The sequence below is a fragment of the Spirosoma horti genome (assembly GCF_054776595.1).
Map to the genome: position 1 here is coordinate 115,503 of NZ_BAAHBQ010000007.1, position 22,325 is coordinate 137,827.

At 50.5% G+C, this 22,325-nt stretch carries 24 protein-coding genes; 16 read left to right on the forward strand and 8 right to left on the reverse strand.

Annotated features, from left to right (window positions below):
- Positions 1-70 precede the first annotated feature (70 nt).
- From ACYVAM_RS22065 to ACYVAM_RS22075, 3 genes are read right to left on the reverse strand one after another with little or no spacing between them, the layout of a single operon-like run.
- Positions 71-1,399 carry an exo-beta-N-acetylmuramidase NamZ family protein gene (locus tag ACYVAM_RS22065; RefSeq protein ID WP_461071078.1) on the reverse strand — a complete coding sequence of 443 codons (1,329 nt, stop codon included), beginning with the start codon at positions 1,397-1,399 and terminating at the stop codon, positions 71-73.
- Positions 1,353-2,420 (reverse strand): aminotransferase class I/II-fold pyridoxal phosphate-dependent enzyme, encoded by a 1,068-nt coding sequence (locus ACYVAM_RS22070; RefSeq protein WP_461071080.1) that lies wholly within the window; start codon positions 2,418-2,420, stop codon positions 1,353-1,355. The genes ACYVAM_RS22065 and ACYVAM_RS22070 overlap by 47 nt, the downstream gene beginning before the upstream one ends.
- Positions 2,417-3,439: a dipeptide epimerase gene (locus tag ACYVAM_RS22075; protein WP_461071082.1), complete on the reverse strand. Its 1,023-nt coding sequence runs from the start codon at positions 3,437-3,439 to the stop codon at positions 2,417-2,419. Before ACYVAM_RS22075 ends, ACYVAM_RS22070 begins: the two co-directional genes overlap by 4 nt.
- 344 nt (positions 3,440-3,783) lie before the next feature.
- Here ACYVAM_RS22075 and purQ point away from each other — a divergent pair, with 344 nt between their 5' ends.
- Positions 3,784-4,470: a phosphoribosylformylglycinamidine synthase subunit PurQ gene (purQ, locus tag ACYVAM_RS22080; RefSeq protein ID WP_461071084.1), complete on the forward strand. Its 687-nt coding sequence runs from the start codon at positions 3,784-3,786 to the stop codon at positions 4,468-4,470.
- A 141-nt stretch (positions 4,471-4,611) separates the two neighbouring features.
- On the opposite strand, the gene ACYVAM_RS22085 is transcribed toward purQ, so the two are convergent.
- The 3 genes from ACYVAM_RS22085 to ACYVAM_RS22095 all read right to left on the reverse strand — a co-directional run bounded on the left by ACYVAM_RS22085 (position 4,612) and on the right by ACYVAM_RS22095 (position 6,764).
- Entirely contained in the window at positions 4,612-5,166 is a 555-nt protein-coding gene (locus ACYVAM_RS22085) for a Uma2 family endonuclease (protein ID WP_461071086.1), read from the reverse strand.
- A 140-nt stretch (positions 5,167-5,306) separates the two neighbouring features.
- Complete coding sequence (locus tag ACYVAM_RS22090) at positions 5,307-6,398, reverse strand: alkene reductase (protein WP_461071088.1); 1,092 nt, start codon at positions 6,396-6,398, stop codon at positions 5,307-5,309.
- Positions 6,399-6,494: 96 nt separating this feature from the next.
- Positions 6,495-6,764 carry an ArsR/SmtB family transcription factor gene (locus tag ACYVAM_RS22095; RefSeq protein WP_461071090.1) on the reverse strand — a complete coding sequence of 90 codons (270 nt, stop codon included), beginning with the start codon at positions 6,762-6,764 and terminating at the stop codon, positions 6,495-6,497.
- A 287-nt stretch (positions 6,765-7,051) separates the two neighbouring features.
- Between ACYVAM_RS22095 and ACYVAM_RS22100 the strand changes: the two genes are divergently transcribed.
- The 3 genes from ACYVAM_RS22100 to ACYVAM_RS22110 all read left to right on the forward strand — a co-directional run bounded on the left by ACYVAM_RS22100 (position 7,052) and on the right by ACYVAM_RS22110 (position 8,732).
- Positions 7,052-7,621, forward strand: coding sequence for a type 1 glutamine amidotransferase domain-containing protein (locus ACYVAM_RS22100; RefSeq protein WP_461071092.1), 570 nt, complete (start codon positions 7,052-7,054; stop codon positions 7,619-7,621).
- Between the two features lie 98 nt (positions 7,622-7,719).
- Positions 7,720-8,088 carry a VOC family protein gene (locus ACYVAM_RS22105; RefSeq protein ID WP_461071094.1) on the forward strand — a complete coding sequence of 123 codons (369 nt, stop codon included), beginning with the start codon at positions 7,720-7,722 and terminating at the stop codon, positions 8,086-8,088.
- A 116-nt stretch (positions 8,089-8,204) separates the two neighbouring features.
- A complete protein-coding gene (locus ACYVAM_RS22110; protein ID WP_461071096.1) occupies positions 8,205-8,732 on the forward strand; it encodes a DinB family protein in 528 nt (175 codons plus the stop codon).
- Positions 8,733-8,800: 68 nt separating this feature from the next.
- Here ACYVAM_RS22110 and ACYVAM_RS22115 read toward each other — a convergent pair whose 3' ends face one another.
- Positions 8,801-10,582, reverse strand: coding sequence for an ABC transporter ATP-binding protein (locus ACYVAM_RS22115; RefSeq protein ID WP_461071098.1), 1,782 nt, complete (start codon positions 10,580-10,582; stop codon positions 8,801-8,803).
- Positions 10,583-10,850: 268 nt separating this feature from the next.
- Between ACYVAM_RS22115 and nusB the strand changes: the two genes are divergently transcribed.
- The 8 genes from nusB (at position 10,851) to ACYVAM_RS22155 (ending at position 17,065) form a co-directional block, all read left to right on the forward strand.
- Entirely contained in the window at positions 10,851-11,987 is a 1,137-nt protein-coding gene (gene nusB / locus ACYVAM_RS22120) for a transcription antitermination factor NusB (protein ID WP_461071100.1), read from the forward strand.
- A gap of 101 nt (positions 11,988-12,088) precedes the next feature.
- Positions 12,089-12,391, forward strand: a complete 303-nt coding sequence (locus tag ACYVAM_RS22125) for a YtxH domain-containing protein (RefSeq protein ID WP_046576673.1) — start codon at positions 12,089-12,091, stop codon at positions 12,389-12,391.
- Positions 12,392-12,528: 137 nt separating this feature from the next.
- Entirely contained in the window at positions 12,529-12,981 is a 453-nt protein-coding gene (locus ACYVAM_RS22130; RefSeq protein ID WP_461071102.1) for a DUF1573 domain-containing protein, read from the forward strand.
- 13 nt (positions 12,982-12,994) lie between these two features.
- The gene (yajC, locus tag ACYVAM_RS22135; RefSeq protein ID WP_461071104.1) at positions 12,995-13,318 is read left to right on the forward strand and encodes a preprotein translocase subunit YajC; all 324 of its coding nucleotides are present in this window, start codon (positions 12,995-12,997) and stop codon (positions 13,316-13,318) included.
- A gap of 3 nt (positions 13,319-13,321) precedes the next feature.
- The gene (locus tag ACYVAM_RS22140) at positions 13,322-14,011 is read left to right on the forward strand and encodes a hypothetical protein (RefSeq protein ID WP_461071106.1); all 690 of its coding nucleotides are present in this window, start codon (positions 13,322-13,324) and stop codon (positions 14,009-14,011) included.
- Between the two features lie 84 nt (positions 14,012-14,095).
- Positions 14,096-14,704, forward strand: coding sequence for a dephospho-CoA kinase (gene coaE / locus ACYVAM_RS22145; protein ID WP_461071108.1), 609 nt, complete (start codon positions 14,096-14,098; stop codon positions 14,702-14,704).
- Between the two features lie 51 nt (positions 14,705-14,755).
- Complete coding sequence (locus ACYVAM_RS22150) at positions 14,756-16,423, forward strand: amidase (protein WP_461071110.1); 1,668 nt, start codon at positions 14,756-14,758, stop codon at positions 16,421-16,423.
- Between the two features lie 72 nt (positions 16,424-16,495).
- Positions 16,496-17,065 carry a DUF4136 domain-containing protein gene (locus ACYVAM_RS22155; protein WP_461071112.1) on the forward strand — a complete coding sequence of 190 codons (570 nt, stop codon included), beginning with the start codon at positions 16,496-16,498 and terminating at the stop codon, positions 17,063-17,065.
- 232 nt (positions 17,066-17,297) lie between these two features.
- Here ACYVAM_RS22155 and ACYVAM_RS22160 read toward each other — a convergent pair whose 3' ends face one another.
- Entirely contained in the window at positions 17,298-18,209 is a 912-nt protein-coding gene (locus ACYVAM_RS22160; protein WP_461071114.1) for a nucleotidyltransferase family protein, read from the reverse strand.
- A gap of 302 nt (positions 18,210-18,511) precedes the next feature.
- On the opposite strand from ACYVAM_RS22160, the gene ACYVAM_RS22165 reads away from it, so the two are divergent.
- The 4 genes from ACYVAM_RS22165 (at position 18,512) to ACYVAM_RS22180 (ending at position 22,320) form a co-directional block, all read left to right on the forward strand.
- Entirely contained in the window at positions 18,512-19,690 is a 1,179-nt protein-coding gene (locus ACYVAM_RS22165; RefSeq protein ID WP_461071116.1) for a homogentisate 1,2-dioxygenase, read from the forward strand.
- A gap of 165 nt (positions 19,691-19,855) precedes the next feature.
- The gene (gene hppD / locus ACYVAM_RS22170) at positions 19,856-20,986 is read left to right on the forward strand and encodes a 4-hydroxyphenylpyruvate dioxygenase (protein WP_461071118.1); all 1,131 of its coding nucleotides are present in this window, start codon (positions 19,856-19,858) and stop codon (positions 20,984-20,986) included.
- Between the two features lie 116 nt (positions 20,987-21,102).
- Positions 21,103-21,822, forward strand: a complete 720-nt coding sequence (gene phhA / locus ACYVAM_RS22175) for a phenylalanine 4-monooxygenase (protein WP_461071120.1) — start codon at positions 21,103-21,105, stop codon at positions 21,820-21,822.
- Between the two features lie 60 nt (positions 21,823-21,882).
- On the forward strand, positions 21,883-22,320 hold the full coding sequence (locus ACYVAM_RS22180) for a MarR family winged helix-turn-helix transcriptional regulator (RefSeq protein ID WP_046576692.1): 438 nt from the start codon (positions 21,883-21,885) through the stop codon (positions 22,318-22,320).
- The last annotated feature ends 5 nt before the right edge of the window (positions 22,321-22,325 follow it).

Below are 22,325 nucleotides of genomic sequence, written 5' to 3' on the forward strand. Positions count from 1 at the left end.
GGCGTCTTTTGTGGCAATCTATGTAAGATTATTAGAAAACGGGATTATCCTGATGCGTCCTCGAACGTCGTTACGGATAGAGTAGGTATTTCTTACGAAGGGTTTTAAAGCCTGAAAGACCTGGCTCCCAGCTTTTACGGATCTCCGCTTCCGGCGTACCCGCTATGATTTGCTTTTTCAGGTTTTCGGTGCCCGCCAGTTTATCAAAATTATTTATCTGCTTGCTTTGGCTGGCGTCGAAAAAGCGTTCCTTATCCGGATAAGCCTTGTATAACTCCATGAGCCAGGCCAGATTAAGCTGCTTGCTTTTGCGAAGTTTGGCCGTGTCATACTGGCGCAGATCGAGTCCATAACAATCGGTATCCTGATGCAGCGGTGTCTCACTCATCCCCTTTAAGCTCACCGGCTTGAATGAGAACGAGTATTTCCCTTTAAGCGCCGGGGCACCCAGCACCGTAAACGGCATGTAGGTGCCCCGCCCCTGGCTAATGATCGTCCCCTCGAACCAACAAATACTGGGATATAGTAAAATGGATTGCTGCGTATTCAGATTGGGCGAGGGGAACACGGGTAATTCATAAGGCATGTCGTGGGTGTAGTTCGCCACCTTAACAATGCGCAGCTTACACTGGGCCCGGTTAGGCAGCCAGCCTTCCCCATTGATCAGTTGCGCAAACTCAGCAATGGTCAGGCCGTGACTGATCGGAATGCGATGCATGCCAATACCCGAATGCAGATGATCGTCCAGAATAGGCCCATCGACCAGATAGCCATTGGGGTTAGGCCGGTCCAGAATCATGAGCTCCTTGCCATTTTCGGCGCAGGCCTCCATAACATGATCCAGCGTATTGATGTACGTATAAAAACGGGCGCCCACATCCTGAATGTCGTAGATAACCAGGTCGACGTCGGCTAGCTGTTCGCGGGAGGGCTTCTTGTTTTTGCCGTACAAGGAGATAACGGGTATGCCGGTTTTTGCATCCACTTCGTCGCTCACCTTGGCGCCATTGCTGGCGTTTCCCCGAAAGCCATGTTCAGGCCCGAAGACTTTCACGATCTTGACGCCCCGACTCAGCAAACTATCGACACTGGGTCGAGTACCGATGATCGACGTCTGATTGACAACCAGAGCAACCCGCTTGCCTGCCAGATAAGGCAAATAACGATCCACCTGATCCGCTCCCGTTAGAATGGGCGCGGCTGTTCGCTCATACGTAGCCAACGGTGTGGCGACGGGAACCGTTGACAGCCCGAAGGCAACGATAATGAGGACTAGTAACGGCGATACGAGCAGGTTTTTGGTTGGTGGATTCATAATGATTTTTTTATGTAAGCTACTCGTTTTCAATTCACTAATCAGAAATCGACTCCGCCAGCCGTTCAATATCAGCCACTTCATGAAAAGCACTGATTACGATACGGGTGTTGGCCCGGTCGGCCGCCGTGGGGTAAGCAAAGGAGTAAATCAATATATTTTTCTGAAGCAGATGCGCATACAACGCATCGTGTTCCGTAAAAAACACCGGGTAGTCAGCCGCATGATGAAACAAGCCGGTCGGCAACAGTACTTGCTCAGCCAGTTTTATGTTTCGTTGAAGCCGCTCCTGCCCTTCCTCGTATAAGGCATCCGCGTGCAAAAAGGCGTCCAGACAGGCAGGCGGCATCGGCGAACAAGCGCCAAAGAAAGCCGTTTGCCGAATGGATTGTATCGTGGCAGCATCTCCGAAAACCACCCCGCCCGGCAACCCCATCCCTTTTGCCAGCGATCCGGTGCCTACGATACGGACGGATGCACGATCAGCAACGGATTCATGCGGAATGGATGGCCAGATTCCCCTCCCGTTGTTCAATACGCCCAGGCCATGCGAATCATCGACAACAAGCGTAATTGGCCGGTCAGCTGGCAACTGGTTGACCCAGTCGAAGTCGTAATAGTCGGAACAAACGGCATCCAGCGAATTGACCAGGATAGCCACTGGCCCCGGAGGGAGCGCGCTTAGCTGGTCGGGTAGCTGGGCTGTCCAGTCGGCAAAGGCCAGTTGAGGTAGCGTGACCATCGGTGCATGCCAGAGCGCTGGATGGGCTTTGGGCGCATACACAAACGTGTGGGCCTGACTTCGTAACCAGTTGGTAACAACCTGACCGGCCATCATTCCCGATGAAAGTGTCAGGGCGGATTCAGCCCCAATTCGGGAGGCCAGCTTTGATTCGGCTTCTTCATACACACCAATGCGCACGTTTCCATTTCGGGAACTGCCAAAAACCGTCCCGTATCGGCGCATGCTTTCCATCATTAATTGATGAAAATCCGGATGCTGAGGTATGCCCAAATAAGCGGTTCCGCTAAAGAACAGGTACGCCTGACCATCGTGGTCTATGGTTCGGTTGGGGAGTTGATCTATGTGGAAAATCGCACTCATTTGTTCATCAATAAAGTGACCCCGGTACCATTCTCGGGCGGATAGACAACTTTACCATAGTCGAAGGTGACCCCCCTGGCTGGGTCATTGCCAATGAGCAGGGCGCCGTCCAGGTCGGCATAATCGAGCAGGGGCAGCAGTTGCGCAATGGCCGAAATACCAACGCTCGATTCGGTCATGCAGCCAACCATGACACGCAAGCCCAGCTCACGTGCCCGGCTGATCATACGCCGGGCGGGGGTTAGTCCGCCACATTTCGTCAGTTTGATGTTTACGCCATGGAAATAACCCGCGCACCGGTCAACGTCGCCTTCAACAATGCAGCTTTCATCGGCAATAATGGGCAAGGCGCTCTGTTCATACACTTGTTTAGCTCCCTCCCAATCGTCGGCAGGGAGCGGCTGCTCGATAAACTCAACACCCAATGCTTTCAATTGGCCGGATTTAGCCACGGCATCGGCCGCCGACCAGCCACAGTTTGCATCCACACGAAAGACGGCATCAGTGTGCTGGCGTAAAGCCCTGACAAGTGTTAAGTCCATTTCAGGCCGTCCTAGCTTAATTTTATACAGCGGCCAGGGGCGCTCCTGCATTTTCTCAACCATCCGTTCGGGCATATCCAGCCCGATCGTGTAGTCGGTTAACGGGCTTTTGGCCGGGTCCAGCTGCCAGAGTTTATAAAGTGGTTGGTGCTGCTTTTTTGCCCACAAATCCCAGGCTGCCTGGTCGAGCGCACAGAGCGCAAAGGGGTTCTGCGCCAGATAGGGCTGTGTAGCCGCCCAGAAGTCAGCGGGATCCTGTAAAGAATACGCTTCGATATGACTTCTTATAGCATCAAGAGCGGCTACCATGCCATCAATGGTAATTCCATAATAGCGGGTGGCCGTAGCCTCGCCAAACCCACTGTATTCGCCATCCCTTAATTCAACGATCAGGGTCGGCTGAACATCACGGCTATCATGCGCAATGGTAAATGTATGATTCAGCCGAAGATCGACCCGGTGAAAGAGCAATTCCATCGGGTAAAGATAGGAGAAGGACACGTCTATAATGTAATCAATCCGCGTCGGAGTCCTTCAATGACCATCCCTATGTGCGTTTTTACGTTCATTTTCTGAAAAATAACCTCCCGGTAGCCATCTATGCATCATCACGAAAGCAATGGGAGCGCCCGTTATGAGCAGTAAAAACAGCGTAGCGATACTACCGATTTCTGAAGATTGTAAGACCGCCGGGTTAGTGCCCGGCGATCTGTTTTTAACAGTACCTGGGCTGAATTTGCCGGAAGACGCCAGTTGAGTCGTGTAAGTAGCGATTGAACTGTTATCTTTGTGTATTACTTTGATTTAGCAATTCTTCCGCTATGAAATTTGGCGTTGTTGTTTTTCCCGGTTCCAACTGCGATCAGGACGCAGTTGACGCACTGGAACTGATGGACCAGGAAGTTGTCAAACTCTGGCATAAAGATCATGATCTGCAAGGTTGCGATTTTATCATCCTGCCCGGTGGATTCTCTTATGGTGATTATCTGCGCACGGGAGCCGTAGCCCGCTTTTCGCCCATCATGAACGAGGTTATTGCCCATGCCAACCGGGGTGGTTACCTGATGGGCATCTGCAATGGTTTCCAGATTTTGGCTGAAGCCCGGCTGGTTCCGGGTGTTTTACTTCAGAATAACAGCCAGAAATATGTTTGCAAGAACATTTATCTGAAACCCGAATCGACCGATGCTCTACTAACCGCCGAGTTGACCAAGCCAGCCTATAAAATACCAATCGCCCACGGCGATGGTCGGTACTTTGCCGATGCTGATACGCTGAAAGCACTCAATGACAATAACCAGGTGTTATTCCGCTATTGCGACGCAACCGGCGCCGTAACGGAAGAAGCCAATCCGAATGGCAGTCTGGAAAACATTGCGGGTGTCACCAATAAAAGCAAAAACGTATTTGGTATGATGCCCCACCCCGAGCGCGCTGCTGACCCAGCCCTAGGCAACACAAACGGGCGGCTTATTTTAGAACAAACCTTAAAGGCCGTTCTGGTCTAGTTCTCAAAAACCTAGACCTATAAGGTTTCTAAAACCTTAGGTATAAACTATAAACGTCGAAAGCGTATCATAGAGCCCTGAAACGAGGGGCTACATGATACGCTTTCGACGTTTATTCTATATTGATACTGCTCAACAAACCTACGCTACGAATGGAGCGAACAGGTCGTTGACGGTAATCATAAAATCAGGTAAAACAGGCGTAGCGAAACAAACGTCATCGTCCAGGCAGATCGTTACCTGCTTACGAGAGGTGTAGACATAAACAACCTCCTGCTCTGGAATGATATTCCAAACTACCTGAACAACTGCATTGAAATATTCGACAATTTTTTCCTCAATTCGGTAGGCTTGATCCGTTTCAGATAGCACCTCGACAACAAAAGCAGGAATGACATCCTCCCCTCGCCGGCCCTGTTGTATTTGTTCTTTCGTAAAATAAGCAATATTGGGTCGGCGCATCTGAATGGCAGTAAGCATTACGTCTGGTTCAGCCATAAGGGTTCCTGTCCGATGATACTCTTTCTCAATAAAAAGAGTGTTCAATACATCATAGATGTAGTATTGCCTTTTCTTCATACCTGAAAATCGAATAACTTCCCCATCGTTCCATTCGTATTTGTATCCATCGAGGGGTTCCCAATTCACAAATTCATCGAGTGTATGAGGAAGTGCCGCAGCAGAGGCTTGTAGCATGGCGATTATCATTTGAGCGAATATACTTAAAACGCTACAATTGAGGGCTCGGTTCAACGAAAACGCAAACCTATTATACCAACACACCCGTCTGACTAGTCAGACGGGTGTGTTGGTATAATAGCTAACTGGAATCAGAATTATGCCTTTGCTTCTTCCAGCACTGGATAATCAGTATAGCCTTTTTCACCGGGCGTGTAGAACGTCTCAAAATCAGGTTGATTGAGTTCCGCACCAGTTTTCAACCGTTCTACGAGATCGGGGTTGGCAATGAATGGCCGGCCCATGGCCACCAAGTCCGCTTTCCCGCTTGTCAGATCGGCTTCAGCCCGGTCAGCATCGTAGCCTCCGCTCAAAATCAGCTTACCTGTATACTTCTCGCGGATAGCCTCCACAATAGCTGGATCAACGGCCGGTGCGCCCATCGATTCGTGATCGACGAGGTGGACGTAGACTACATAATCAGACAGCTTCTCCGCTACGTAATGATAGATTTTGTCATCGTCCGGCGAGTAGGGCATGTCGTTGAACACCCCATAAGGCGACAGACGGATACCCGTCTTTTCTTTTCCAATAGCCTGCGCGATTTGCTCGGCAACTTCCAGGGCAAAGCGGGCATTATTTTCGGCCGAACCACCGTACTCATCGGTCCGCTGGTTGGTTGTCGAGCGCAAAAACTGCTCTACCAGATAGCCGTTGGCACCGTGAATCTCTACACCGTCGAAACCAGCCTCAATGGCATTCTTAGCGGCCTGCACAAATTCCTGTACCGTTTGTTTTACCTCATCGGTTGTCAGGGCACGGGGTGTTGGGTGATCCAGCATGCCATCGGTATCGGTGTAAATCTGCCCAGCAGCAGCAATGGCAGAAGGAGCAATAACCTCACCTTCTTGGTGCATGTTAACAGGATGCCCAACGCGGCCCGAGTGCATCAACTGGGCGAAAATTTTACCACCTTTTGCATGAACGGCATCCGTCACGTTTTTCCAGCCAGCAACCTGGTCAGCGGTATACAGACCCGGCACGCGGGCGTACCCGTTGCCATTGGGCGATGGTGCAACTCCTTCCGTTATAATCAAACCAGCCGAGGCCCGTTGCGCATAATAGGTTGTCATAATAGGCGTTACGGCATGATCGACGGTGGCGCGATTACGCGTCATAGGAGCCATAACGATGTGGTTCTGAAGCGTCAGATTACCAAGGGTAGTTACTGAAAAAAGTTTTTGTGCCATTTGCTGATATCCCTGCGGATACGGATTTAGCGTGTAGTATTCAGGCAGGACAACGGTTTGATATATTTAAAAGTTTGAATGTTTCTGATTAAATTTTTATGTCAGCTCCGCCAGAAAGGTTGATAATTGCCGAACCTTCTCTTTATTCAGGCGCAAATGCACATTACGTCCTTCTTTAACCGCAAAGACCAATTCACTCTCGGTCAGCAGCCGAACATGGTGCGACACACAAGGCTGCGACAAACCCGTTAACTCCTGAATATCAGACGGTGTCATGCTCGCCCGTTGGGCTAATTCCAGTATGATCGAGAGCCGGTACTTATCGGCCATAGCCCCCGTGGCTTTCTCGCATGATTTAGAATCCATAGTACAAACGTAGTAAAAAACGACTGGTTAAGGTCTTACGTGATCAGGTTCGATTCTTGAGGAAATGGCCGACTGCACAGGCTTTGTAAAAACCGACAGGTCCTGTTAATAACGTAGAAAACCTGTCTTTAGCCTGACAAGCCATCAAGCAGAAATTAAAGATACGTTGATTATCAATAGCGTACCTTATATACATAACCTTAGGCCTATCTCCGCAGTTGATTAGTTGTCAGACTTATATCAACTGTCTGCCACAACTAAATTCTCAACGTATTAACGAACAGATTATGGAAACGCAGCAACGATTGCAGGGAAAGAAGGTAGCGATTCTGCTAACCGATGGATTTGAACAGGTCGAAATGACCGAACCACGCAAAGCGCTCCAGGACGCAGGAGCCACAACGCACCTTATTTCGCCGAAGGGCGGTGAGGTGAAAGGCTGGGACGAAACAGACTGGGGCGACAGCTTCCCGGTCGATCTGCCCCTGGCCGGTGCTGACCCCAGCCAGTATGATGCCCTGCTATTACCCGGTGGCGTCATGAACCCGGACACACTCCGGACAGAACCCAAAGCTGTGCAATTTGTCCGGCATTTCTTTGAAGCACAGAAGCCCGTGGCGGCCATTTGCCATGCGCCGATCATGCTCATTGAAGCCGATGTCGTTCGCGGCCGGAAACTAACGTCGTACCCATCTATTCAGACGGATCTGAAGAATGCCGGTGCCAACTGGGTAGATGAAGAAGTGGTAACCGACCAGGGGTTAGTGACCAGCCGCAAGCCCGATGACATTCCGGCCTTCAATCGGAAAATGATTGAAGAGATCAGAGAAGGAAAACACCAGGGGCAACACGCCTAACCAGCGAGGCCGATCCAACAGGGTCGGCCTTTTTCATGCGTTCTGCTGAACAATCTATAACGTGTATACCTTTGTAGAACCAGTTAAAAACAAGGCATATGGCACTCAAGCACCTGAACCTATCTGTGGCCGATGTGGCCGAAACAAAGGCTTTCTTTGAAACGTATTTTGGTTTCCAGTGTCTGGACGTAAAGGGAGATAACATCATTGCTATTCTTAAAGACGAGAATGACTTCATCTTGTCGATCAGCAACTTTCACAAAGACCAAACAGTGCAGTATCCTGCCGATTTCCACATTGGCTTTGTGCAGGAAACACCCGAGAAGGTTATGGCCATCTATCAGAATTTGAAAGCGAACGGCATCGACGTTGGTAAAGAACCTCATACTTATGGAGGGCGGGGAACCATGTCATTTTACGTTACAGCACCTGGTAGTTTTCTTATCGAAGTGTTGTGCGTAATTTAACCTCAGCCCAACAACGGCCATTAACTAAATTGGATAGCGTCTATGTGGCTGACAACGTGTAGTTTTCCGGGAAAAGTAGCTAATCCAGGCCTGCTTAAAATTGCTTTTCCTGAACCATGTCCCACCTTAATCAACTCCTCGAAGAAGTAGCTTTAGCCCGAGTGCGCTACAGCAACGCCGTCAGCAACCTCACCGACCAGCAAGCACAATGGAAACCCTCGCCCGACGTATGGAGCGCCTTAGAAAACACAGAACACCTGTACTGGGCTGAACACGGTGGCATTTGGGGGATGTGGCGTGCCTTTTATGCCAAGCGGGCAGGCACGCCCATTTGGGAAGGGGAGTTGATTCATAAAGGGTTACCCATCGAGACCATTATTGAGCGCACCTGGCAACCGAAGGAGAAAGTACCCGCTATTGCCGCTCCCCGCATGGGTGGACCGCTGGCTTTTTGGCTATCGGCCTTTAATAGCTTGCAACAGCCTCTGCACGACCTAGCCGTTGCCTTAGCTGACGAAGATCATGAATCGGTTATTCATCCTCATCCACTTTCCGGGCCTTTAGACATTCACCAACGGTACGAATTTCTACGTTTCCACATCGACCGGCATAAAGATCAGGTACTGGCGTTGGAATTGGGATAAAACAAGTTGGGCAAAGATACCAAACTATCCTCGCCCAACCGAAAACCATAAATTAAAAAACCGCCCCCCTAAGCTTCCTCCGTCTGCAACTGTTTCTCATACAGTTCGCGGTAGGCGCCATTTCGGGAAATCAGGTCGTCGTGGGTGCCTTGTTCGACGATCGTTCCTTCGTCGAGCATGATGATAAAGTCGGCCAGTTTTGCCGACGATACCCGGTGCGAAATTACGACTGACGTACGGTCGGCCATAATGCGCTGAAGGTTATTGAGAATGATGTTCTCCGTATTTGTGTCTACCGCCGAGAGGCAGTCGTCCAGGATCAGGATTTTAGGATCGCGGGCAATGGCACGGGCAATACTCAACCGCTGCTTCTGCCCACCCGACAAGGTAACCCCACGTTCGCCCACGCGGGTATCGAACTGTTCGGGAAACTCCAGCACATTCTGGTATAAATCGGCATCACGGATGGCCTGTTCAACGCGCGCCTGCGGCAGTTCGGGCTTGCCAAAACGGACGTTGTTGCTGATGGTTTCCGAAAACAGAAATACATCCTGAGGCACGTAACCCATCTGCTCCCGCAGCGACGTCAGGTTATAGTCTTTAATCGGAATGCCATCCACCAGAATTTCGCCGGAAGTTACATCATACATACGGGTCAGCAGATTCGCCAGGGTGCTCTTGCCCGATCCGGTCGTTCCCAGAATCGCCACCGTTTCGCCCGCCCGAACGTGCATCGAAAAGTCCTTGATGGCTACGATACCCGAATCAGGGTAAACGAAGCGGACATTTTTAAACTCAATCTCCCCGTTGACCGTACGTTGAATATCCTTTTTCGAGACGATATCCGTCTTGATATTGAGAAACTCGTTGATGCGCTCCTGCGAAGCAGCTGCCCGCTGGGTTTGGCTCGTAGTCCAGCCAAGAGCCATTACGGGCCAGGTCAGCATATTTACGTACAGGATAAATTCGGTTATGTTTCCCGGTGTGAGTCGCCCGGCCAGAATTTCCTGACCACCGACGAAAATGACCAGCACGTTGCTCAGTCCGACCAGAATGGCCACGATGGGAAAGAACAGGGAATCTACCCGCGTCAGGCTCAATGACTTGTTCCGGTATTCATCGCTCTCAATCTCGAACTTAGCCGCTGAGTTCGTTTCCTGCACAAAGGCCTTCAGGACGCGAATACCCGAGAAAGCTTCCTGCACATAGGTCGAAAGCCGTGATAGGGAGCGCTGAATCTCTTCCGATCGCTGAATGATGATGTTGTTGACAATGTAAATGGCAATCGACAGAACCGGCAACGGCAACAGCACATACAACGAGAGACGGGCGTTGATGCTAACCATGTAGGTAATGACCAGAATGAACAACACGATCAGGTTCAGGCCATACATGATACTCGGCCCGACGTACATCCGAACCTTGCTGACATCCTCCGAGATACGGGCCATCAGATCGCCGGTATTGTGCTGGCGATAAAAACTCAGCGGCAACGTCTGGTAGTGATTGTAGATCTCATTTTTGAGGTCGTATTCTACATGCCTGGACATCACGATGAGCGTCTGACGCACCAGAAACAGGAAAAATCCCTTCAATAAGGCCAGTACGAGCGTCATTATGCCAAACAGCAGAATGCTGAAGGTAAATACTTCATAAAGACCCGATTGTAAAGGAGATTTATCGTAGAGATAATAGATATCCAGCGTTTCCCGAACCAGATCGAGTGCATAGCGGACCAGTTGAGCCGGGAAAATACCAAACAGATTGGAGATAACTGTAAACAGCGTCCCCAAAATCAGGTACCATTTATACTTAACGAGGTATTTATTGAGGTAAGAAAGTGATTTCACAGTACAGCCAAACAGCGTTTTATTCGTAACCGCCCCAACCGGCGAAAAGTTGCAGGAGGCTGATGGGAACAAAGATCCGGACTTAAGGATCCAAATCACTGTATTACGGACGTCATAACCCACTCATCACCACATGCTTTTTACACCATAGCTTGCCTTTTCCCCGAATAAACCGTACTTTTGCACCCAATTCAAGAAGTTCTTTTCTTACTGGTAGCAATTAGACTTAGGCGGGATGCTCAATCGGCGACTACTCCGAATAAAGGTCATGCAGGCGTTATACGCGCTTCGGCAGGCCGAATTTTCCAATCAACAACTAGCCATAGACGGCATCAATGACCTCTTCCAACCCGACCTGAACTCGATGCTGCCGCAGAACAAGCGGCAACTCGAAGGCTACCGAAAACTTGCCGGTCTGCTGTTTGAAGAGGCCGTAAAAAACAATCAATCAGCTCAGGACGACGACGCACCCCGGAATGTGCTCAAAGCGGCCAACGACGGGTTTGTTTTCTATCAGATACGTACCCGAAAAGATCGCCAGCACCTGGCCCAGATGATGATCAAGCAGGTCAACGGCATCTACGATGACTACCTGCGGGTAATGCTCCTCCTGGTCGAACTTGGCCATACGGCCCAACTGGATAGTGAACGTCAGTATCGTGATGTCGATGAAGCTGCCTTTCCATTTGAATCGAACTTAGGCGACAACCGGGTGATCAAAGCCCTGGCCGAACACCAGCCGCTCACCAACGAGGCCGTTCGCCACGGAATTTCCTGGGTCGACGATCAGCCATTTATCCGCAAAGCGCTTCGCGAAGCACTCAAAACCGACGATACCTACCGCGCCTATTGCGACCAACGGACTCATACGGCCGATGAAGATCAGGCATTGGCACAACATGTGCTACGTACCCTGATATTCAAGCATGAGGTTATTCGGGATTATCTGGCTGAAATTGATTTGAGCTGGACCGAAAACAGCGAAGTGGTACGGGGATTGGCCATTCGAACATTGAAATCGGTTCAAAGCCCAACGGGCCTTAAACTCGAACCACTCACCGACGATTGGGAAGAAGACGAATTGTTTCTCAACACCCTGTTCGAGAAATCAATTGAAAACGATGCGGAATATGAGCAGTTACTGGCCGATCAACTCCAAAACTGGGACGTTGAACGAGTGGCCATTATCGACAAAATTATTCTCAAACTAGCCGTTTGTGAGTTGCTCAGTTTCCCAAACATTCCGGTTAAAGTAACGATTAATGAATATATCGAGTTGGCAAAGGCGTACAGTACGCCTAAAAGCGGTAAATTTGTCAATGGAATACTCGATAACCTGTCCGAGAAGCTAGTAGCCTCGGGCCGTCTGCGTAAAAGTGGACGCGGGTTGTTGGACAATAAATAAAAGAGTTTGCAGTTTACGGTTCGCAGTAACGTTTGCGCACGAGGTTTATCAACGTGCCAGCCACCGTAAACCGTAAACTAAAAACCACAAACATTAAAGAAATGAGCAGAACTGGACGTGATTTAACCTTTTTGCTGACCGGTATTGCCGCCGGTTCTCTTGTTGGCTTATTGTATGCGCCCGATAAGGGCAAGATTACCCGAGATCGGCTATCGTTCCGGCTGTCGAAGTACAGAGAGCAAATTAATCAGTTGCTGGACGATCTGAGCAACTCAGCCGATTTACCCGAAAACTCATCGAAAAACGAAGGACAGCGTGTTGTCAATGACGCCCGCGAGAAGGCCGAACGTCTGTTAGAAGATGTCGATAAGTTGATGGCTCAGATCAAGCAACAAAACGCGTAATTTCGGTTTGTAGTTTGTGGTTTACGGCGGTCCGTCGCACGGTTGGCTAACCGACAAAAGCAATACAGACGCGTCAGCCAACCGTGCGACGGACCGCCGTAAACCACAAATCGAATCCCGTAAACCTCGAACCAGAAATGTACCTCAAAAATTGGCTGGTGGTGGTAGCCCTGGCCGGAATCAGTTTCGGTCAGCTTAGCTGCGATAACCGGAAGCAGGGCCAGGCTTCCAAGGAAACGGCTTCGGCCAAGATGCCCAGAATTACATTTGCGGAAAAAGGCATCTACGATTTTGGAACGCTCACCGAAGGCGATACCGTTGAACATACCTTCGCCTTTACCAATACAGGGGAATTTCCACTGATTATTAACAATGTTACTGCGTCCTGTGGATGCACTACTCCCGACTGGCCCCGTGAGCCAGTAGCGCCCGGCTCCAAATCGTCGGTGCGGGTCCGTTTTAATAGCCGTGGCAAAATGGGTGAACAGAATAAAACCATCACCATCTTTGCCAATACGGAACCGGCCATGACCGATCTGCAATTCAAAGCCCTGGTAAAACCAAAGGCCGATACCACCAAAACGTCGTAAACTCACCAATTCTATGTTGACCATTCTCTTACAGGCCGCAACTGGCTCCAATACCTCAATGATTTATAACGTGCTGCTTTGGGTAGCTATCATTGGCGTATTTTATTTCTTCATGATCCGCCCGCAACAGAAAAAGCAGAAGGACCAGAAGAGTTTTGTCGACAATCTCAAAAAAGGGGACAGTGTCGTGACGATTGGTGGTCTGCATGGCCGGATCGCTTCGGTAGAAGGGACAACGGTTACGCTTGAAGTGGATCGGGGCGTTAAAATGACGTTTGAGAAAAGCTCTATCTCCCGTGAAGCAACAGTGAAACCGGTTGAAGCTGAGAAGCAATAACGTGTGAACACCACCCAAAACGTCCGCTCGTTTCAACCCACCAAAGCGCTGCTTTGCCTGGGGGCCGCTGCGCTATTCTGGTTTCTGAACGCTCTGAACAAACCGGGCTATACGCTCAACGTGGAGTATCCCGTGCGGTTTGTGTACGACGATTCCCTGTTCATTCCCACCTCGCCCCTTCCCCACGCTGTTCGGGTCAATGTATCGAGCGATGGCTGGGGACTACTGCGTCATTCGTGGCTGCCTTTCCGGGTCGAACCCGTCGACTACATTGTGTCGAATCCGTTGCGGGCAACCGTCATCAATACGTCTTCACTGGCTGCCGCTCTGGCCGAACAGGTCAAAAAACTGCATGTGAATTACGTCGTTGCTGATACACTCGCGATGAGTTTCGATCGGCGTATGACCAAAACAGTTCGCCTGGTTCCCGACAGTCTGCATTTGAATCTGGCGCCCCGATTTATGGTGTCGAGTGTCATAAATATGACGCCCCGCACAATAGAGATCGATGGCCCGGCGAAGCTGGTTCGGGGCCTTCCCGATACAATATGGGTCAAGATTCCGCGCAAACGGATCTCCGATAATTATGATGAAGAGATTCCGCTGAATCAATTACGTCACCCGCTCCTTCACACCAGCGCCGACCGAGTGGCCGTTAGCTTTGAAGTTGGCGAATTGTTATCACCTCAATAAAAGAGCGAAAGAGCGGATTATCAGCACATAGCAGACAGATAATCCGCTCTTTCATTCTTTCACCGCTACGGCGGACCGCTCTTTATGAAAACTCCCCTCCAGATTGGCGTAACGGGTGGCATTGGCTCGGGAAAAAGCGTTGTTTGCGCTGTATTTGCGGCATTAGGTATTCCTGTCTATGCCGCCGACGAACGGGCCAAATGGTTGACTGAACATGACTCAATCCTGAAGGCAGATATCCAGCGGGTTCTCGGGCCAAATGCCTACGATGCGCTGGGTCGTTACAATCGAGCGTGGGTAGCCTCTCAGGTATTTTCAAATCCGGCTTTGCTGACGGCGCTTAATTCGGTTATTCACCCCAGAGTGCTTGCCGACACGGCAGCCTGGGTCAATGAGCAGAGCGACAAGCCCTATGTTATCAAAGAAGCCGCTCTGATGAAAGCCGCTGGCTCCGGAAATTCACTCGATAAAGTAATTGTTGTTCAGGCACCCGTTGCTGTTCGCATCGAACGTATTCGGAAGCGTGACCCGCAACGCTCCGAAGTGGAAATTCAACAAATCATCGACCGGCAGATTAGCGATACCGAACGCTTACAACTGGCTGACTATGTCATCGAGAACGATGAAAGCCAGTTACTCTTACCACAGATAATTCGGCTCCACGAGGATTTTTTACAACAAGCGGCCAAGTAATCTTCATTCTGCCGTAATTTGGCTTATTACTTTATCGATAAGCCAAATTGAATGAAACGAACCCTCCTTGTCCTTGCTGCCTGTGCTGGCAGTTTTCTACTCGGTGCCTTTGTCACCAACGATGACCCCAAAAAGCCCATTACTGCCGACATGGTTGCCGTAGCATCTAAGCTATTCGACCTGGAATTTACCGCTGCAGAGCGTGATTCGATGCTCGATAATCTGAACAATGCCCGCACCAATTACGAAGCGCTACGCAAAATTGATTTGCCCAACGATGTAGCGCCTGCGCTGTACTTCAACCCGCTCCCGGCAGGTTTCACCATACCAACCGGACCATCGTCGTTCAAAGCGTCCTCGCCAGGGAAAATTACGCTCCCCACAAATCGGGATGAACTGGCCTTTTATACCGTCGAGCAATTGGGCGAATTGATCCGCACAAAACAGATTTCATCGGTCGAACTCACCCAATTTTTCCTGAATCGCCTTAAAACGTACGACCCTAAATTACACTGTGTCATTACCTTGACCGAAAAATTAGCCCTGAGCCAGGCCAAACGGGCCGACGATGAACTGAAAGCCGGTAAATATAGGGGCCCTCTCCACGGCATTCCATATGGAGCCAAGGATTTGCTGGCGAAAAAAGGATACAAGACAACCTGGGGAGCCACTCCCTACAAAGACCAGACGCTCGACCTCGACGCAACGGTCATTCAGCGACTCGAAAAAGCGGGAGCCGTCCTCTGCGGCAAAATGACCCTCGGTGCCTTAGCGATGGGCGATGTTTGGTACGGCGGCATGACCCGTAATCCGTGGAATACCACAGCGGGCTCCAGCGGCTCGTCGGCAGGGTCGGCGTCCAGTGTATCGGCGGGGCTGTTGCCGTTTGCCATTGGTACCGAAACCCTCGGTTCTATTGTCTCCCCGTCAACGGTTTGTGGAACAACCGGCCTACGCCCCACTTTTGGGCGAGTGAGTCGTCATGGCGCTATGGCCCTGAGCTGGAGCATGGATAAAATTGGTCCCATTACTCGATCGGTGGAGGATTGCGCGCTGGTCTTCAACGCCATCTATGGACCCGATGGCAATGACCCTACCGTTATGGCGGCACCGTTTCGCTATGCCCCGCTAACTAGCCTTAAAGGCATTCGGGTTGGCTTTGTCAAAAAAGCCTTCGAAAGCAACTACCCCAACCGGGCGAACGATTCGCTCACGCTCCAGACGCTGCGCCAATTAGGCGCTGAACTCGTGCCGTTTGACTTACCAACGAGTGTCCCGGCAGGTAGAATATCCTTTCTGTTATCTGTTGAAGCCGCAGCCTCATTTGATGAGTTGACCCGTTCGGGCCGCGACGATCTGCTGGTTCGTCAGGGCAAAGGTGCCTGGCCGAATTCGTTTCGTTCGGCGCGTTTTGTTCCGGCAGTGGAGTATATTCAGGCCAATCGCGCCCGTACCAAACTCATCAATGAGATGGCTACTCAGTTAAAAGCGGCTAAGGTCGATGTGTACGTATCGCCCGCGTATGCCGGGGGAAATCTCACCTTAACCAACCTCACGGGTCATCCGTGCGTGGTGTTGCCCAATGGCTTTACGAAGCAGAACCTTCCTACCAGCATTACCTTTATGGGTCAGTTGTTCGAAGAAGGAAAAGTATTAGCGGTGGCAAAAGCCTACCAGGATGCTACTGAATGGAACAAAAAACACCCGGTTCTTCAATAGTCATTTCCCTCACAAAATTAAACTGGCAGCCTAAAAACACGGTTGGTAGAGTGAACAAAACAACTCTACGTTATGAAGCGCTTACTTAGTATCGTTACTTTTTTAGCCTTAGTTTACGGCTGTGCACCACGAGTCACCGTCGATCGAAACACGCGGACCGACTTCAGTAAATACAAGACGTTTGCCTGGATGGACAGTGATGTAAAAGCCGGGCAAAACCCGTTGTATTACAATCAGATAGCTACCGAAAGTGTCGAAAATACAATGGGAGGTGTCTTACAGCAAAAAGGCCTCAAGGAGACTAAAGCCAAGCCTGATTTGCTCATAGGGTATCACTTTTTTGTCGAAAACAAGACCCAGACAGTGGCAAATCCATCTCCGGCATACGGCCCGTACATGGGTTGGGGCCGGTGGGGTTACGGTGGTTGGGGACCCGGCTGGTGGGGCTACGGTGGCCAGCAATACACCCAGCAACAATATCAGGCCGGTACGCTGGTTGTCGATATGGTCGATGCCCGTACCCGTAAATTGGTTTGGCGCGGCTCTGTCCAGAACGCCGTTGGCGATCCAGCCCGCATTGCGGCTCAATTACAGAAAGAAGCCGAGCGAATCGTGGAGAAGTTTCCTGAACGCACCAGCTAAAATGATGACTTTTGGATTAACCAAAGCGGCCCAACTAACTTCGTGTTAGTTGGGCCGCTTCTGTTTTTGCTATACAATGGCGCAAGGCCGGGCCACGTTGGCTCTAGCCTTGTGCCTGTTATTATCCGGCCTCCGGCCGGAATGTAGAGCTAATAATTTTACCGGCCAGAGGCCGGATAATAACAGGCACAAGGCCGGAGCCGACGTTGGCTCCGGCCTTGCGCCATCCCGACTACCACAATTTAGCCGGGTAGGCTCCTTCGTCGTGTAGTTCTTTCAGGGCAGCCTGAACGACGGGCTTGTCTTCGGGATAGGTTACCCCAAACCAGGCCGACTGACTCCGGAATACTTTGCAGTGACCCGTGTCGGTTTGAATCAGGTTCGACATCACGGTCGGGATATAAAATTCGGCTTTGGGCGAATTGATATTCGCAAAGGCATAACTCTCAAACTGGTGTTCTACCAATGGAAACACACTTGGCTTAAAGCCCCAGAAGTTCATGGATACGGGCGTATTCGGCTCCAGTGGCGTCAGGGTACCGCCCTCTTCAAAGACAATCTTCTTATCGGCTGATCCGTTTTCCTCCTCGTAAATTTTGGTGCGCTCGATGACCGAGATCAAATTGCCATTCTCGGCGACTTCGCACACTCCTCTGGATACCGAACCATTCTCCGACAAGGTATTTTTCACTTCGTAGCCCACCATAGCATGAAGTTGATCGTCAGTATCAGTCCTCAAAAAGTTACTGATCAATTGAAACGCTTCGAGACCGTAAAAATCGTCGGCGTTGATGACCGCAAAAGGCGTGTCCGTATGGTTTTTGGCGCACAACATGGCGTGCCCCGTTCCCCAGGGCTTTGTCCGAGTCACTTCGCCCAATTCTTCCGGTACAAACGAATCGAGCGCCTGAATAGCGTAATCAACTTCGATTTTACCGGTCAGCTTTCCAGCGAAAACCTCTTCGAAATCCTGCCGAAGCTCTTCGCGGATAATAAAGACGACCTTGCCGAAACCCGCTCGTATAGCGTCGAAAAGTGAATAATCTATAATCGTTTCGCCATTTGGGCCGAATTGGTCAAGTTGTTTGACACCACCGTAACGGCTGCCCATACCGGCCGCTAAAATCAAAAGGGTAGGTTGCATTTCAGTTATCACCGGAACGCCGGTGCGTTAAACAGTTATCAATCGTCAGCTGTGGCAAATATTGCCCCTCAAAATTAAAAAAAGGCAGTGGGCTTTACTATTTAAACTAATGATAAGGCCCTAATCCCCCAATCCACACCTTTTAATAAAATTTAATCTAAACAATATACAATTTTTGATAGTTGTTGTTATAATTGTATGCCAGACAATAGTTGTCTTAACAAACAACAAAGGCTTTTCTCTTAACAACTCCCAATAACCTGATCGCCCGGTTGGTTTGTTGGAAAAACGGTGATAAAGCGATGCCCTTTTATCAGACACTCGGTCAGATTCCGCTCAAACGCCACACGCAGTTTGCCCGGCCCGATGGAAGCACCAGCCCAGGCGATGGCCCCTTTTATTATGAACAGTTGTTCGGCACCATTGGCTTCGAGGGCATGTCGTCGCTGCTGTATCATGTGCATCGCCCAACGATGGTGCGTGATGTGCTGGACAGTGTCGATATGACGCCGAAACTGGCTGTCGCCAAAAATATGCTGTCACGGAAATTACTGGGATTCGGGATCGAGCCTGCCGATGATTTTCTGGACAGTCGGGTGCCGTTATTGGTTAATACCGACTTGACTTTTGGGCTGGCCGCTCCACGACAGTCGCTGACGGACTATTTCTACAAAAATGCCGATGCGGATGAGCTTCTGTTCGTGCATCGTGGCTCCGGCAAACTCAGGACGCTGTTCGGAACGATTCCTTTCCAGTATGGCGACTACCTGGTTATTCCGCGCGGGGTGATTTACCAGATCGAATTCGATTCGGCCGACAATCGACTTTTGTATGTCGAGTCGCATTCGCCGATTTATACACCTAAACGTTACCGAAACCAGTTCGGGCAGTTGCTCGAACAGTCGCCTTTCTGCGAGCGGGATATCATTCGTCCGGGCAATCTCGAAACGCATGACGAAACGGGCGATTTTCTGATAAAAATCAAAAAACAGGGTTCGCTGCATTCACTCGTTTATGCATCGCATCCATTCGACGTGGTTGGCTGGGACGGCTACAACTACCCGTATGGCTTTTCAATTTTCAACTTCGAGCCCATTACAGGTCGGGTTCATCAGCCACCGCCGGTGCATCAGACTTTCCAGACCGATTCGTTTGTGGTTTGTTCTTTTGTGCCGCGCCTGTATGACTACCATCCCCAGGCTATTCCTGCTCCGTATAACCATTCGAACATCGACTCCGATGAGGTCATTTACTACGTCGATGGCGACTTCATGAGCCGCAATGATATTGCTCCCGGTCATATTACGCTGCATCCCGGCGGCATTCCGCACGGCCCGGCACCCGGTGCCATGGAGCGCAGCATTGGCAAAAAAGAAACGCAGGAATACGCCGTCATGGTCGACACGTTTCGCCCGCTTATGCTGACTGAACAGGCCGTGGCGCTTGACGATGGGAAATATTATAAGTCGTGGCTTGTGTAACATGGTGGTACGGCATACCGACATCCCGTCCGCGTAGCCGTAGGCTAAAATGGTTCATAAGCTATAGCCCCGTTCGCTAAAACCTGACTATCAATAATTTATAGCCCATGCGGACAGGATGTCGGTATGCCGCATTACCACGTTACACAGCATCAACAAACAACTATGGAAACGCTCGAACTAGACCAACCCGTTAAATCTTCGGGTGAGGACTTCTTACCGCTCAACGGCACGGATTATATCGAATTATATGTCGGCAATGCCCGGCAATCGGCGCACTATTTTCAGACGGCCTTCGGGTTTCAGCCAGTGGCGCACGCGGGACTGGCAACGGGTCTGCGCGACCGGGAATCCTATGTCATCCAGCAGGGTAAAATCCGGCTTGTGCTGACCTCGCCCCTGCACGGCGACAGCGACATTGGTCGTCATCTCGATCAGCACGGCGACGGCGTTCGGGTGGTGGCCCTGTGGGTAGATGATGCCACCCAGGCGTTTAAGGAAACAACCCGGCGGGGCGCAAAGCCTTATCTGGTGCCCATTCGTGAGCAGGATGAACACGGGTATGTGGTTCGGTCAGGCATTCATACCTATGGCGACACGGTGCATGTATTTGTGGAGCGCAACGACTATTCCGGCGTGTTTTTGCCGGGCTATCAACCCTGGACACCCGCTTATCGTCCGGCCAGCGTGGGCCTGAACTATGTCGATCATATGGTTGGGAATGTGGGCTGGCACGAGATGAACCAATGGATGACGTTCTACCATGATGTCATGGGTTTTCAACAGCTTGTATCGTTCGACGATAAAGACATTTCCACCGATTACACGGCCCTGATGAGTAAGGTGATGAGCAATGGGAATGGTCGGGTGAAGTTTCCGATCAACGAACCGGCCGAAGGCAAAAAGAAGTCGCAGATTGAGGAATATCTGGACTTTTACGGTGGCCCCGGCATTCAGCATATCGCCGTTGCGACGGATAACATTGTGGAAACGGTAATGGCGCTTCGGGATCGCGGAGTTGAGTTTCTGACAGTCCCCGAAACGTATTACGAGCACCTGGCGGACCGTATCGGGCAAATTGATGAAGAAATAGACACGTTACGGCAGCTCGGTATTCTGGTCGACCGGGACGACGAAGGTTATCTGCTCCAGATCTTCACGAAGCCTGTTTGCCCACGCCCCACGCTCTTTTTCGAGATCATCCAGCGGAAAGGCGCCCGGTCGTTTGGGAAAGGAAATTTCAAAGCCCTGTTCGAAGCCATCGAACGCGAACAGGCGTTGCGGGGAACGTTATAATATTAGCGAAAGAGCGAATGGGTGAACGAGCGAATTGCTGACGCAGAAGTGCTCATGACCAATTTACCCGTTCACTCATCCGCCTTTCGCTCATTCGCTCTTTCACTCTTTTTACAATGACATACTCCAACTACCCCCCCGACGATCAGGCGGTTTGGCAGCTTTTGTTCTCGCGGCAACTGGCACAGTTGCCCGGAAAAGCGAGTCAGGCCTATCTGGATGGTATTACGGCAACGGGCTTCCGGGCCGACCGCATTCCCGATTTTGAGCGTGATCTGAACCCCCGTTTGCAGCAACTGACGGGCTGGCGAGTGCAGGCCGTAGATGGACTGATTCCGAACCGTGATTTTTTTGAACTGATGGCCAACCGGAATTTTCCGGCGACGACCTGGCTGCGTCAGCGGAATCAGCTGGATTATTTGCCGGAGCCAGATATGTTTCATGACACCTTCGGGCATGTGCCTATGCTGTCGAACCAGGCTTTCTGCGATTTTCTGGCTGCGCTGAGTCAGATTGCCCTGCGTCATATCGACAGTGAGGAAGCGATTGCGATGATCTCCCGATTGTACTGGTATACCGTTGAGTTTGGGTTGATTCGGGAAGGGAACCAGGTGCGAATTTATGGCGGAGGAATTTTATCCTCCCCCGGCGAGACAACGTACAGTTTGTTTAGCCAGGAGCCGAAGCGCATTCCCTATTCGGTCGGGACATTGCTCAAAACGCCTTATATCATCGACCATTTTCAGGAACAGTACTTCATTATCGAGTCGTATGAACAGCTTTATCAATCCGTTCCGCAGATCGAAGAGACGCTGGAGAGCTTGTTAGTAAGTTAGATTGGTTATTTTTGTCAGTTGCACTCGTTGCATTCTGCTAACCGACTCTGATTACGGCCAATGACTCACCCATCTGATACGCGTGCCTATTTTTTCAAGATTGATACGACGATCAAGAAAATTCGGAATGCGCTGCAAAAGCAATTTACCGATGCGGGCTTCGACCTGACCGTCGATCAATGGGTAATTATTGACCACTTGTATCGAAATCCGGGTATCAGTCAGAATACGATTTCGGAAATGACGACTAAAGATGCCCCCACCGTTACGCGCATCATCGACCTGCTCAGTCAGAAAGGGTTGACGGAACGTCGGATGGCGGATACCGACCGGCGCAAGTTTCTGGTTTACCTGACCGAAGCTGGTGAAGCAAAATATGCCGAAGTGCTACCCGTCGTATCGGCCATGCGACGCAAAGGCTGGGGCGACCTGAGCGACGATGATTATCAGCACTTTGTTCGCATCATGGACTCCATTTACAGCAATATCAGCGAGTGAGAATG